Source organism: Ancylomarina sp. YFZ004, assembly GCF_054254355.1.
Genome location: NZ_JBTCHQ010000005.1, coordinates 149289 through 161962 on the forward strand (window position 1 = coordinate 149289; position 12674 = coordinate 161962).

General features: G+C 37.5%; 24 protein-coding genes. All 24 read left to right on the plus strand.

Annotation, left to right across the window (positions count from 1 at the left end):
- The first annotated feature begins 284 nt into the window (after nt 1–284).
- The 24 genes from rpsL (at nt 285) to rplO (ending at nt 12670) form a co-directional block, all read left to right on the plus strand.
- Nucleotides 285–665 (plus strand): 30S ribosomal protein S12, encoded by a 381-nt coding sequence (gene rpsL / locus ACXR6G_RS10195; protein ID WP_458361326.1) that lies wholly within the window; start codon nt 285–287, stop codon nt 663–665.
- Nucleotides 666–793: 128 nt separating this feature from the next.
- Nucleotides 794–1270: a 30S ribosomal protein S7 gene (rpsG, locus tag ACXR6G_RS10200; protein WP_458361327.1), complete on the plus strand. Its 477-nt coding sequence runs from the start codon at nt 794–796 to the stop codon at nt 1268–1270.
- An 11-nt stretch (nt 1271–1281) separates the two neighbouring features.
- Nucleotides 1282–3396, plus strand: a complete 2115-nt coding sequence (fusA, locus tag ACXR6G_RS10205) for an elongation factor G (RefSeq protein WP_458361328.1) — start codon at nt 1282–1284, stop codon at nt 3394–3396.
- A 25-nt stretch (nt 3397–3421) separates the two neighbouring features.
- On the plus strand, nt 3422–3727 hold the full coding sequence (gene rpsJ, locus ACXR6G_RS10210) for a 30S ribosomal protein S10 (RefSeq protein WP_275109491.1): 306 nt from the start codon (nt 3422–3424) through the stop codon (nt 3725–3727).
- A gap of 40 nt (nt 3728–3767) precedes the next feature.
- Nucleotides 3768–4385, plus strand: a complete 618-nt coding sequence (gene rplC / locus ACXR6G_RS10215) for a 50S ribosomal protein L3 (RefSeq protein ID WP_458361329.1) — start codon at nt 3768–3770, stop codon at nt 4383–4385.
- Nucleotides 4385–5017 (plus strand): 50S ribosomal protein L4, encoded by a 633-nt coding sequence (gene rplD, locus ACXR6G_RS10220; protein ID WP_458361330.1) that lies wholly within the window; start codon nt 4385–4387, stop codon nt 5015–5017. The genes rplC and rplD overlap by 1 nt, the downstream gene beginning before the upstream one ends.
- A gap of 10 nt (nt 5018–5027) precedes the next feature.
- The gene (gene rplW, locus ACXR6G_RS10225; RefSeq protein WP_458361331.1) at nt 5028–5318 is read left to right on the plus strand and encodes a 50S ribosomal protein L23; all 291 of its coding nucleotides are present in this window, start codon (nt 5028–5030) and stop codon (nt 5316–5318) included.
- A gap of 7 nt (nt 5319–5325) precedes the next feature.
- Nucleotides 5326–6150, plus strand: coding sequence for a 50S ribosomal protein L2 (rplB, locus tag ACXR6G_RS10230; protein ID WP_458361332.1), 825 nt, complete (start codon nt 5326–5328; stop codon nt 6148–6150).
- A 19-nt stretch (nt 6151–6169) separates the two neighbouring features.
- Nucleotides 6170–6439, plus strand: coding sequence for a 30S ribosomal protein S19 (rpsS, locus tag ACXR6G_RS10235; protein WP_458361333.1), 270 nt, complete (start codon nt 6170–6172; stop codon nt 6437–6439).
- A gap of 39 nt (nt 6440–6478) precedes the next feature.
- Nucleotides 6479–6895, plus strand: coding sequence for a 50S ribosomal protein L22 (gene rplV / locus ACXR6G_RS10240; protein ID WP_458361334.1), 417 nt, complete (start codon nt 6479–6481; stop codon nt 6893–6895).
- A 5-nt stretch (nt 6896–6900) separates the two neighbouring features.
- Nucleotides 6901–7614 (plus strand): 30S ribosomal protein S3, encoded by a 714-nt coding sequence (gene rpsC / locus ACXR6G_RS10245; protein ID WP_458361335.1) that lies wholly within the window; start codon nt 6901–6903, stop codon nt 7612–7614.
- A 25-nt stretch (nt 7615–7639) separates the two neighbouring features.
- A complete protein-coding gene (gene rplP / locus ACXR6G_RS10250; RefSeq protein ID WP_458361336.1) occupies nt 7640–8071 on the plus strand; it encodes a 50S ribosomal protein L16 in 432 nt (143 codons plus the stop codon).
- A 2-nt stretch (nt 8072–8073) separates the two neighbouring features.
- Nucleotides 8074–8271: a 50S ribosomal protein L29 gene (rpmC, locus tag ACXR6G_RS10255; protein WP_458361337.1), complete on the plus strand. Its 198-nt coding sequence runs from the start codon at nt 8074–8076 to the stop codon at nt 8269–8271.
- Between the two features lie 7 nt (nt 8272–8278).
- Nucleotides 8279–8533, plus strand: coding sequence for a 30S ribosomal protein S17 (rpsQ, locus tag ACXR6G_RS10260; RefSeq protein WP_125030243.1), 255 nt, complete (start codon nt 8279–8281; stop codon nt 8531–8533).
- A 2-nt stretch (nt 8534–8535) separates the two neighbouring features.
- Complete coding sequence (gene rplN, locus ACXR6G_RS10265; RefSeq protein WP_458361338.1) at nt 8536–8901, plus strand: 50S ribosomal protein L14; 366 nt, start codon at nt 8536–8538, stop codon at nt 8899–8901.
- Nucleotides 8902–8919: 18 nt separating this feature from the next.
- Complete coding sequence (rplX, locus tag ACXR6G_RS10270) at nt 8920–9243, plus strand: 50S ribosomal protein L24 (RefSeq protein ID WP_458361339.1); 324 nt, start codon at nt 8920–8922, stop codon at nt 9241–9243.
- Complete coding sequence (rplE, locus tag ACXR6G_RS10275; protein ID WP_458361340.1) at nt 9243–9797, plus strand: 50S ribosomal protein L5; 555 nt, start codon at nt 9243–9245, stop codon at nt 9795–9797. Before rplX ends, rplE begins: the two co-directional genes overlap by 1 nt.
- 4 nt (nt 9798–9801) lie before the next feature.
- Nucleotides 9802–10071, plus strand: coding sequence for a 30S ribosomal protein S14 (gene rpsN / locus ACXR6G_RS10280; RefSeq protein ID WP_130307104.1), 270 nt, complete (start codon nt 9802–9804; stop codon nt 10069–10071).
- A 77-nt stretch (nt 10072–10148) separates the two neighbouring features.
- A complete protein-coding gene (gene rpsH, locus ACXR6G_RS10285; RefSeq protein WP_458361341.1) occupies nt 10149–10544 on the plus strand; it encodes a 30S ribosomal protein S8 in 396 nt (131 codons plus the stop codon).
- Nucleotides 10545–10561: 17 nt separating this feature from the next.
- Nucleotides 10562–11116: a 50S ribosomal protein L6 gene (rplF, locus tag ACXR6G_RS10290; RefSeq protein WP_458361342.1), complete on the plus strand. Its 555-nt coding sequence runs from the start codon at nt 10562–10564 to the stop codon at nt 11114–11116.
- An 18-nt stretch (nt 11117–11134) separates the two neighbouring features.
- Entirely contained in the window at nt 11135–11491 is a 357-nt protein-coding gene (gene rplR, locus ACXR6G_RS10295) for a 50S ribosomal protein L18 (RefSeq protein WP_458361343.1), read from the plus strand.
- A 5-nt stretch (nt 11492–11496) separates the two neighbouring features.
- The gene (gene rpsE / locus ACXR6G_RS10300) at nt 11497–12006 is read left to right on the plus strand and encodes a 30S ribosomal protein S5 (protein WP_458361344.1); all 510 of its coding nucleotides are present in this window, start codon (nt 11497–11499) and stop codon (nt 12004–12006) included.
- Nucleotides 12007–12016: 10 nt separating this feature from the next.
- Nucleotides 12017–12193 (plus strand): 50S ribosomal protein L30, encoded by a 177-nt coding sequence (gene rpmD, locus ACXR6G_RS10305; protein ID WP_458361345.1) that lies wholly within the window; start codon nt 12017–12019, stop codon nt 12191–12193.
- Nucleotides 12194–12223: 30 nt separating this feature from the next.
- Complete coding sequence (rplO, locus tag ACXR6G_RS10310; protein ID WP_458361346.1) at nt 12224–12670, plus strand: 50S ribosomal protein L15; 447 nt, start codon at nt 12224–12226, stop codon at nt 12668–12670.
- Nucleotides 12671–12674: the final 4 nt, after the last annotated feature.

Here is a 12674-nt window from a genome sequence, read left to right on the forward strand (position 1 = left end):
AAGTTTGTCAAGTTGATACAGGATTCCTGATTTATTTTAACTTTTCATTTAATTCAAAATTTTACTGAAAGATTCAAAATATGAAGTGAATTATTAAGAATTGACCTAAGTAACATTTCAGTTGATGAAGATGAAAAAACTGTGAAAACATTTAGCTATCTTTGTACGCTGATTTAAAGGGGTTTTTGTGAAAATAACTAGGGGCACCTATTGTTATTTGGAAATAATTAATACCTTTGCAACCAATTTGTTAAAATATATTTAATCACAAAGTAATTGTTAATATGCCTACAATTCAACAGTTAGTTAGAAAAGGACGTGTCAAGCTTGTAGAGAAAAGCAAGGCTCCAGCTTTGGATTCTTGTCCTCAGAGAAGAGGAGTTTGCGTACGTGTTTACACTACTACACCAAAGAAGCCTAATTCAGCTATGCGTAAAGTAGCTCGTGTTAGATTGACTAACGGAAAAGAAGTGAATGCTTACATTCCAGGAGAAGGACATAACTTACAAGAGCACTCGATCGTATTGATTCGTGGTGGCCGTGTAAAAGACCTTCCAGGTGTAAGATATCACCTTGTTCGTGGTGCACTAGATGCTTCAGGAGTAGAAGGTCGTATGCAGCGTCGTTCTAAGTATGGTACTAAGAAGCCGAAAGCTAAAAAGTAATTAATTCTAGTTTTTAAAACTGTGAGTTAGTGTTTATGTGTTGTTCTCTATTAAGTTGAGTAAATGATCGTGAGATTTTTGAAGACTGAAAAAGACAGCTACAACGAATAACTCGTAAACTAAGAAAGATGAGAAAATCAAGACCAAAAAAGAGAATCTTGTTGCCGGATCCAAAATTTAATGATGTGTTGGTAACACGATTCGTGAATGACTTAATGGTTGACGGAAAGAAAAATCTATCATTTAAGATTTTTTATGCAGCGTTAGAAATCGTTAAGGAAAAAACTGAAAAAACAGGGAAGTCTCCTTTAGAAATTTGGAAAAAATCATTGGAGAATATTACTCCTGGTGTTGAAGTTAAGTCTCGCCGTGTAGGTGGAGCTACTTTCCAAGTTCCTATGGAAGTTCGTCCAGAAAGAAAAGTTGCTATCTCTATTAAGAATATGGTTCTTTTTGCTCGTAAGAGATCAGGTAAGTCTATGGCCGATAAGTTGGCAGCTGAAATTGTAGCTGGATTCAACGAAGAAGGTGGAGCTTACAAGAAGAAGGAAGATACTCATAGAATGGCAGAAGCCAACCGTGCTTTTGCTCATTTCAGATTTTAATAATTAAGATCATGGCAAAAAGAGATTTAAAATATACCAGAAATGTTGGTATTATGGCTCACATCGATGCTGGTAAAACTACAACTACAGAACGTATCTTGTATTATACTGGTGTTTCTCACAAAATTGGTGAGGTACATGATGGAGCTGCTACCATGGACTGGATGGAGCAAGAGCAGGAACGTGGTATTACCATTACTTCTGCTGCTACAACTTGTTCTTGGGACTACAAAGACGAGAGTTTCCATATCAATATTATTGACACGCCAGGTCACGTTGACTTTACTGTAGAGGTAGAGCGTTCTTTACGTGTACTTGATGGTGCTGTTGCATGTTTTTGTGCAGTAGGTGGAGTTGAAGCTCAGTCTGAGACAGTTTGGAGACAAGCTAATAAATATAAAGTCCCTCGTATGGGTTTTGTAAACAAGATGGACCGTTCTGGTGCTGACTTTTTCAAAGCTGTACGTGAGGTTAAGGAAAAGCTTGGTGCTAATCCTGTACCTATTCAAATTCCAATCGGAACAGAAGAGAAGTTTTGTGGTGTAGTCGATTTGATTACAATGCAAGCTTGTATCTGGTTCGAAGATGAGAATGGAACAAACTATAGAATGGAAGAAATTCCAGCTAATTTGGTAGAAGAAGCGAAAGAGTGGAGAGCTAATCTTGTAGAGGCAGTAGCTGAACAGGATGAAGACTTGATGGAGCGTTTCTTTGAGGATCCAGATTCTATTACAGAAGATGAGATGTATGCGGTTATCCGTAAGGCTACTATTAGCATGGACATTGTTCCAATGTTATGTGGTTCTGCATTTAAGAATAAAGGTGTTCAAAGATTATTGGATGCTATGATTATTTACTTGCCATCACCTCTTGATATTGATGCAATTGAAGGTAAAGATCCGGATTCAGACGAGATTGTTTCTAGACAGCCATCTGTTGAAGAGCCTTTAGCAGCACTTGCATTTAAAATTGCTACTGACCCATTTGTTGGTCGTTTGGCATTTACTCGTGTATATTCAGGTGCTATTGATGCAGGTTCATACGTTTATAATGTAAGAACAGGTAACAAAGAGCGTATTTCACGTTTGTATCAAATGCATTCAAACAAGCAAAATGCTATCGACCGTGTTGAGGCTGGTGATATTTGTGCTTGTGTAGGTTTTAAAGATATTCGTACTGGTGATACTCTTTGTCAAAAAGAAACACAAATCGAATTAGAATCTATGGATTTTCCAGATCCAGTTATTGGTATCGCTATTGAGCCTTTGACTCAGAAAGACATGGATAAGATGGGTATGGCTTTAGCAAAACTTGCTGAAGAAGATCCAACTTTCGTTGTTAAGACTGACGAAGATTCAGGACAGACAGTTATCTCTGGTATGGGTGAGCTTCATCTTGATATTATTGTTGACCGTTTGAAGCGTGAATTCAAGGTTGAGTGTAATCAAGGTGCACCTCAGGTTTCATATAAGGAAGCTATTACTCGCGAAGTTGAGCACCGTCAGGTATTCAAGAAGCAGTCTGGTGGACGTGGTAAATTTGGTGATATCTCATTCCGTTTATCTCCAGTTGATGAAGATTTCGAAGGAGAAGGATTACAGTTTATCGATCAAATTAAAGGTGGACGTATTCCTAAGGAATTTATTCCTTCTGTACAAAAAGGTTTCAAAGATGCAATGGTTAATGGTGTGTTAGCAGGTTATACTGTTGATTCATTAAAGGTTGTATTGTTTGATGGATCTTTTCACCCAGTTGACTCGGATCAATTATCATTTGAATTGGCTGCTAAGCAAGGTTTCAAAGAAGCTTGTGGTAAAGCAGGACCAGTTATTCTAGAGCCTATTATGAAAGTTGAAGTTGTTACTCCTGAAGAATATATGGGTGATATCATCGGTGACTTGAATAAGCGTCGTGGTCAGATCGAAGGAATGGAGTCTAAGCATGGTGCTCGTGTAGTAGTTGCTAAAGTGCCATTGTCAGAGCAATTCGGTTATGTAACTGTATTGAGAACTCTATCTTCTGGTCGTGCGAACTCTTCAATGGAATTCTCACATTTTGAAGATGTACCTAAGGGAATTGCTAAAGATGTAGTAGAAGCCGCTAAGGGTAAAGTAGAATTATTGTAATTAATATCGTAATAGATTTAATAATATGAGCCAGAAAATAAGAATTAAACTGAAATCTTACGATCACAACTTGGTTGACAAGTCAGCTGATAAGATTGTAAAAACAGTTAAGGCTACAGGTGCAGTAGTGAGTGGACCAATTCCACTTCCTACACACAAGAGAATATTTACTGTTCTTCGTTCAACTTTTGTGAACAAGAAATCAAGAGAACAATTTCAGCTTTCTTCATTTAAGCGTTTAATTGACATTTACAGTTCTACTGCAAATACAATTGATGCTTTGATGAAACTTGAGTTGCCAAGTGGAGTAGAAGTTGAGATCAAGGTTTGATAGACAGTATTGTTAGTTTTATTTTAAAACAAAAAGAGAAATGCCAGGATTAATTGGAAAAAAAATCGGAATGACTTCCGTTTACAGTGCCGAGGGAAAATGTATTCCATGCACTGTCATTGAGGCAGGTCCATGTGTCGTAACACAAGTTAAGACTCTTGAGTCTGACGGTTACGCAGCACTTCAGTTGGCTTTTGAAGAAAAGAAAGAAAAGCGAACAACTAAGGCGCTAGATGGGCACTTTAAAAAGGCAAACACAACTCCTAAGAAGAAACTTGTTGAATTTTCGGATTTTGACAAAGAGTATGCTTTAGGTGAGGCGATTACTGTTGATATCTTTGCTGATACAGTTTATGTAGACGTAGCAGGTGTATCAAAAGGTAAAGGTTTCCAGGGTGTTGTGAAACGTCATGGTTTTGCCGGAGTAGGTGGCGCGACACACGGTCAACATAACCGTTTACGTGCACCGGGTTCTATTGGTGCTGCATCTTACCCAGCAAGAGTATTTAAGGGCATGAGAATGGCCGGACGTATGGGTGGGGACACTGTGAAGGTTCAGAACCTTCAGGTTCTTAAGGTAATTCCTGAGAACAACTTATTATTAGTTAAAGGATCTCTTCCAGGGTCTAAAGGTTCATACGTAATTATTGAAAAGTAATGGAATTAACTATTTTAAACACAGCTGGAGAAGATACAGGAAGAAAAATTGAATTGCAAGATTCAGTTTTCGGCATCGAACCAAATGAGCACGCTATTTACTTAGATGTAAAACAATTTTTAGCAAACCAACGTCAAGGAACTCACAAGTCAAAAGAGAGAGCTGACATTTCTGGTTCAACTGCTAAGATTAAAAAGCAAAAAGGTACAGGTACAGCTCGTGCGGGTAGTATCAAGTCTCCTTTGTTTCGTGGTGGAGGACGTTGTTTCGGACCACGTCCAAGAAACTACAGTTTCAAATTGAATAAAAAACTTAAACAATTAGCTCGTAAATCTGCTTTGTCAGTAAAAGCTAAAAACAACGCTTTAGTTGTTGTTGAAGATTTCAATTTTGAAGCAGTAAAGACAAAAATGTTTGTTGATCTTCAAAATAATCTGAAAGTAACTGATAAAAAAGTACTTTTGGTTTTAAACGAAGAGAATAAAAACATATATTTGTCGTCTCGTAATTTGAAGAATATTGAAGTTGTTCGTGTTTCTGACCTTGCAACTTACGATATTATGAAAGCTTCAACTTTGTTATTCGTTGAGAGTTCGGTTAAAGGGCTCGATGAAATGTTTAAACTAAACTAAGTTTAAAAAAATGGAAATTTTATTAAAGCCCCTCGTTACCGAAAAAATGACTGACCTAAGCGAAAAGTTAAATCGCGTAGGTTTTGTTGTTGATCGTAGAGCGACAAAGATCGATATTAGAAGAGCAGTTGAGAAAATGTACAACGTTAAGGTTGCGGCAGTCAATACCATGAATTATCAAGGTAAGAAGAAAAGCCGTTTTACTAAAGCAGGTGCAATTGAAGGAAGAACTGTTTCTTTTAAGAAGGCGATTATAACTTTAGTTGATGGAGATAACATAGATTTTTATAGCAATATTTAATTAAAAAATGGCTGTACGTAAATTAAAACCTGTAACTCCTGGTCAAAGAAATAAGATTCAAAATACCTTTGAGCAGGTAACTACAGACAAACCTGAAAAATCATTGTTAAGACCAATGAAAAAGACCGGTGGTAGAAATAACACCGGGAAAATGACAATGAGATATATAGGTGGTGGTCACAAAAGAAGATATCGAGTAATCGACTTCAAAAGAGACAAGGATACTATTCCTGCCAAAGTTGTTTCAATAGAGTACGATCCAAACCGTACTGCGCACATTGCTTTGCTTGTGTATGCAGATGGTGAGAAGCGTTATATTGTTGCTCCACATGGCTTAGAGGTAGATCAAGTGCTTGTTTCTGGTGGAAACGTTGCTCCAGAGATCGGAAATGCAATGCCATTATCAGATATCCCATTAGGAACAATAATTCATAATATTGAATTAAGACCCTCTCAAGGTGCTGTGATGGCTCGTAGTGCTGGTGCATATGCTCAACTCGTTTCACGAGATGGCAAATATGCAATGATCAAATTACCTTCGTCAGAAGTTAGAATGATTCTTGTTACCTGTAAAGCTACAATCGGTACTGTTTCTAATAGCGATCACGCTTTAGAAAGAAGTGGAAAAGCTGGTCGTACTCGCTGGTTAGGTAGAAGACCTCGTGTTCGTGGTGTAGTGATGAATCCAGTTGATCACCCAATGGGTGGTGGTGAAGGTAAATCTTCCGGTGGACATCCACGCTCTAGAACAGGAGTCTTGGCAAAAGGTTTCAAAACCAGAGCTAAGAAGAATGCTTCTAATAAGTATATCGTTGAAAGAAGGAAAAAATAATTTGATTAATTAAGTTGTTATGAGTCGTTCATTAAAAAAAGGCCCTTTTATCGATTTCAAATTGGATAAAAGAGTATTAGAACAAAACGATGCAGGTAAAAAATCAGTGATTAAAACCTGGTCGCGTCGTTCTATGATCTCTCCAGATTTCGTAGGCCACACGATTGCCGTTCACAACGGAAATAAATTCATTCCTGTATATGTTACCGAGAATATGGTAGGACATAAATTAGGGGAATTTGCACCAACTCGTACCTTTAGAGGTCACGTTGATAAGAGAAAACGTTAAGCGTGACGTTGGTTTTAATAACATTTTGAATTCATAGAAATGGGAGCTAGAAAAAGAATAAAAGCAAACCAAATAAAGGAACAGAATTTAAGCAAAGCATTTGCTAGCTTAAAGAATGTTCCGACTTCGCCCCGCAAAATGCGCCTGGTTGCCGATATGGTAAGAGGTATGGAGGTGAACCGAGCTTTAGATGTACTTCGTTTCAGTCCAAAAGAAGCATCGAATCGCGTAGAAAAACTAGTGCTTTCAGCTATTGCCAACTGGCAAGCTAAGAATGAAGGGCAAAGACTAGAGGATAGTGCACTATATGTAAAAGAAATTTTTGTAGATTCTGCACGAATCCTTAAGCGTCTAAGACCTGCTCCTCAAGGGAGAGCACATAGAATTAAAAAGAGATCAAATCATGTAACTATATTACTTGGTAGCAAAACTGCCGAAAGTGATACAAAAGAATAGTTAGAATGGGACAAAAAGTAAATCCAATAGGGAATCGACTAGGAATCATCAGAGGATGGGATTCTAACTGGTTTGGTGGAAAAAACTACGGTGAGAAGCTTGTTGAGGATCACAAAATCCGCAAGTATTTAAATGTTCGTTTAGCAAAAGCAAGTATTTCTAAAATCATAATTGAAAGAACTCTTAAGCTTATTACAATTACTATCAACACTGCACGACCTGGTATTATTATCGGTAAAGGTGGTTCTGAAGTAGATAAGCTAAAAGAAGAGTTGAAGAAGATTACTGACAAAGAAGTACAAATTAACATCTTTGAAATTAAGCGTCCTGAGTTGGATGCCGTAATCGTCGCTAATAACATTGCTCGTCAAATTGAAGGTCGTATCGCCTACAGAAGAGCAACTAAGATGGCCATTGCTTCTACAATGAGAATGGGTGCTGAAGGAATTAAAATTCAAATCTCAGGTCGTTTAAATGGAGCAGAGATGGCACGTTCTGAAATGTCTAAAGACGGACGTACTCCTCTTCATACTTTAAGAGCAAATATTGATTACCATTTAGCTGAAGCTTTAACAACTTATGGCTTACTTGGGATCAAAGTTTGGATCTGTAAAGGTGAGATTTATGGTAAACCAGATTTAACTCCAAATGCAGGATTGCGCGATGCTCGTGCACCTAAAGGTGGAAAACCTGGTTTTAATAGAAGAAAAAAGAAGTAGTCTTTAAATTTAATGTATTAGTACGATGTTACAACCAAAAAGGACTAAATTTAGGAGACAACAAAAGGGACGAATGAAAGGTAACGCAGGTCGCGGAACTGAATTAGCATTTGGATCTTTTGGGATAAAATCACTTGAAACTAAGTGGTTAACCGGTCGCCAAATTGAAGCTGCTCGTGTTGCAGTTACCCGATATATGCAAAGACAAGGTCAACTGTGGATCAGAGTATTCCCAGATAAGCCTATCACTAAGAAGCCTGCAGAGGTACGTATGGGTAAAGGTAAGGGTGCGCCAGAAGGATTCGTTGCTCCTGTTTCACCAGGAAGAATGTTATTCGAGTGTGAAGGTGTACCTTTTGCAGTTGCTAAAGAGGCTTTACGCCTTGCAGCTCAAAAACTACCTGTTACCACAAAGTTTGTCGTAAGACGTGATTATGTTGAAAATTCAAATGATTAATCATGAAGAATTCAGAAATTAAAGAGTTAACAACACAGGAAATAGTAGAAAAGTTGGACGCTGAAAGATCAGCATTAACTCGATTCAACCTAAACCACGCTATTTCACCTTTGGAGAATCCTTTGCAAATAAAGGAAACCAGACGTAATATTGCAAAATTAATGACGAATTTACGTCAGAGGCAATTAACTGAAAAGTAAAAAAGTGATGGAAAGAAACCTTAGAAAAGAACGTATCGGGGTAGTGGTAAGCGACAAAATGGATAAAACCATAACTGTTGCAGTACACACTAAAGAAAAACACCCTATTTACGGAAAGTTCGTGAACAAGACCAAGAAATATACTGCTCACGACGAAGAGAACACCTGCAATGAAGGTGATACCGTAAAGATCATGGAAACCCGACCTTTAAGTAAAAATAAGACTTGGAGATTAGTTGAACTTATTGAAAGAGCTAAGTAATCATGATACAAACAGAAAGTAGACTACTAGTAGCTGATAACAGCGGAGCCAAAGAAGTTCTTTGTATTCGTGTGTTAGGCGGAACCAAAAAGCGCTATGCATCAATTGGCGATAAAATTGTGGTAACCGTTAAACATTCAATTCCAGGTTCGGAAATGAAAAAAGGAACAGTAACCAAAGCCGTTGTTGTTCGTGTAAAAAAAGAGATTAGAAGAAATGATGGTTCTTACATCCGCTTTGACGATAACGCTTGCGTGTTGTTGAATACAGCAGAAGAGATGAGAGGAACCCGAATTTTTGGACCTGTTGCAAGAGAACTACGTGAAACTAACATGAAGATCGTTTCTCTAGCACCAGAAGTATTATAATCTTGTAAACTTAGAACAATGCGAAAAAAGTTACATATTAAAAAGGGTGATGCCGTAATTGTAAACGCAGGGGAATCTAGAGGCCAGGAAGGTAAAGTATTAGAAGTTATTGTTGACAAGCAACGTGCGATCGTTGAAGGTGTTAACATGATGTCTAAGCATACCAAACCTAACGCAGCTAACCCTCAAGGCGGTATAATTAAGCAAGAGGCTCCTATTCATATTTCAAATTTGAATGTGAAGGATCCTTCTACCGGGAAAGCTACCCGAATTGGTAGAAAATTGAATGACAATAACAAATTAGTTAGATACGCTAAAAAGTCAGGGGAGGAGATCAAGTAATGAGTTATACACCATCTCTTAGAAAACAGTATACAGAACTAGTTGTTCCAGCTTTAATGAAGGAATTCAACTACAAATCTGTTATGCAGGTTCCAAGATTAACGAAGATAGTACTTAATCAAGGTGTTGGACAAGCAATTGCTGACAAGAAAGTTTTAGAGTTCTCATTGAACGAAATGACTTCAATCACTGGACAGAAAGCAGTATCTACTCTATCGACGAAAGATATTTCTAACTTTAAGTTACGTAAGGGTATGCCAATTGGTACTACTGTTACATTACGTCGCGAGCACATGTACGAATTTCTTGAGAAATTAATTCGTGTTGCTTTACCACGTATCCGTGACTTCAAAGGTGTGAATAGCAAACTTGACGGAAGAGGAAACTATACTTTAGGTATTGAAGAACAAATCATTTTCCCTGAAATCATTTTGGATGAAGTGAATAAGATTATGGGTATGAATATTACCTTTGTTACTTCAGCAAATACCGATGAAGAAGCCTATGCTCTTTTGAAAGAATTTGGATTACCATTTAAAAACATTAAAAAGTAATACGATGGCTAAAGAATCAATGAAAGCTCGCGAAGTTAAGCGTCAGAAATTAGTAGAAAAATACGCAGCTAAAAGAGCTAAATTAAAAGAGGAAGGTGACTATATCGGTCTTAGTCGTTTACCTAAAAATTCTTCACCTGTTAGATTACATAACAGATGTAAATTAACTGGACGTCCTAAGGGATACATGAGACAATTCGGTTTAAGTCGTATCACATTTCGTGAGATGGCTTCAGCTGGTTTGATCCCAGGTGTTCGTAAAGCGAGCTGGTAACCAACAACAACGTTTGTAAAAGAACTATTGTTAAATATTGTCCCGAGCAATCGGGATCAATTTAATTTTTTTATATAATGACAGATCCAATAGCAGATTTTCTTACTCGTTTGAGAAATGCAATTATGGCTAACCACAAAGTGGTTGAAATGCCTGCATCAAACGTGAAAAAAGAAATGACAAAAATTCTTAAGGATAAAGGATATATCCTTAATTACAAATTTGAGGATGATAACTTACAAGGCAAAATTAAAATTGCTTTGAAATATCATCCTGAGTCTAAGATTCCAGCAATTAAGGATCTTAAACGTGTCTCTAAGCCAGGTTTAAGAAAATATTGTGGAGCTACTGAATTGCCTCGCGTACTTAACGGTTTAGGTATTGCTATCTTATCTACTTCTCAGGGAGTAATGACTGATAAGGAAGCTCGCCAAAAGCATGTTGGTGGTGAAGTATTGTGTTTCGTTTACTAATATAGGGAGGATAAGAAATGTCTAGAATTGGAAAATTACCTATCGTTTTGCCTGCCGGAGTTGAAGTAAAGGTAAACAAGAATAATTCAGTGGTGGTTAAAGGGCCTAAAGGTGAACTAACCCAACAGGTTAATCCTGTAATCAAAGTAACTGTTGAAGAAAACTCTATCGTTTTAGAGCGTCCAACGGATCAGAAGCCTCATAAAGCTTTGCATGGTCTTTATCGTTCATTAATCAGCAACATGGTTGTTGGTGTAACTGAAGGATACAAAACTGAGCAAGAGCTAGTAGGTGTAGGTTACCGTGCGACTTCTAAAGGTCAGATCCTTGAGTTGGCTTTAGGTTACTCTCACTTGATTCATATGGAGATTGCATCGGAAGTTAAAGTAACAGCTGTTACTGAAAAACGTGCTAATCCAATTATTACTCTTGAGAGTTGCGATAAGCAATTGGTTGGTCAGGTTGCTGCAAAGATTCGTTCTTTCAGAAAACCAGAGCCATATAAAGGAAAAGGTGTTAAATTTGTTGGAGAGCAGCTAAGAAGAAAAGCTGGTAAATCTGCGGGTAAATAATTTCTAAAACAGTAAATTATGGCTTTAACTAAGCGCGAAAGAAGACTTAGAATTAAAAGAAGAGTTCGTAAGTCAATTTCTGGAACTGCCGAAAGACCAAGAATGTCAGTTTTTCGTTCAAATAAGCAGATTTCAGTACAAATCATAGATGATATTACTGGGAAGACCATTGTATCTATTTCATCTTCAGTAAAAGAAATTACTGAGAAGAATGGCAACAAATCAGAGCAAGCAGAATTCGTAGGGCAAGCAATTGCTGAGAAAGCTGTTACTGCAGGTATTTCTGAAGTAGTGTTTGATAGAAATGGTTACTTATACCATGGTAGAATTAAATCTTTAGCGGACGCTGCTCGTAAAGGTGGCCTTAAATTTTAAATATTATGGCAGATAAGAATATTAAGACTAGCGACGCAGAACTTAAGGATAAACTGGTTGCAATTAATCGTGTTACTAAGGTAACAAAAGGTGGACGTACTTTTAGCTTTTCAGCAATTGTAGTTGTTGGAAACGAGAATGGTTTAGTAGGTTGGGGGCTTGGAAAAGCTAACGAGGTTACTACAGCTATCTCTAAAGGTGTTGACGCTGCTAAGAAAAATCTGATTAAGGTTCCTGTACTTAAAGGAACTATTCCTCACGAGCAACTTGCACGTTTTGGTGGAGCAGAGGTTTTTATTAAGCCTGCTTCTCATGGTACTGGTGTAAAAGCTGGTGGTGCGATGCGCGCCGTTCTTGAGAGTGTTGGTGTAACTGATGTACTTGCAAAGTCAAAAGGATCATCTAACCCTCACAACCTTGTGAAAGCTACTATTGAAGCTCTTGGAGAATTAAGAGATGCTCATACTATAGCTGACCAAAGAGGTGTTTCATTAGATAAAGTGTTTAACGGTTAAACTAAAGGAAATGGCTAAGATAAAAATTACCCAAGTTAAGAGTAAAATAGGGAGTAACGCTCGCCAAAAGAAAACTTTAGAAGCATTGGGATTGAGAAAGATCAATGGTTATGTTGAGCACGAGGCTACACCTCAAATTAAAGGAATGGTTGCAAAGGTGAGTCACCTAGTTACCGTTGAAGAATAATAATTGTTAATATTTTAGCATAAATATATTATGGACTTAAGTAACTTAAAACCCGCAGCTGGTTCTGTCAAGACAAATAAAAGAATCGGTCGCGGACAAGGATCTGGTAGAGGTGGTACCTCAACTAGAGGACATAAAGGTGCGAAGTCAAGATCTGGATACTCAAAGAAAGTTGGTTTTGAAGGTGGTCAAATGCCTTTACAACGAAGAGTACCTAAGTTTGGATTTAAGAACATTAATAGAGTTGAGTACAAAGCTGTTAATGTTGAAGTATTACAAGTATTAGCTGAGAAAAACAACCTTACCACTATTGATGTTGAAGTTTTGGTTAACGCAGGAATGTGTAGCAAAAATGACAAAATCAAAGTTTTAGGTAATGGTGTATTATCTGCTAAACTTGAAGTTAAAGCTCATGCGTTCTCGAAGTCTGCTCAATCAGCGATTGAAGCAGTTGAAGGAACTGTTGTTAAATTGTAAGATT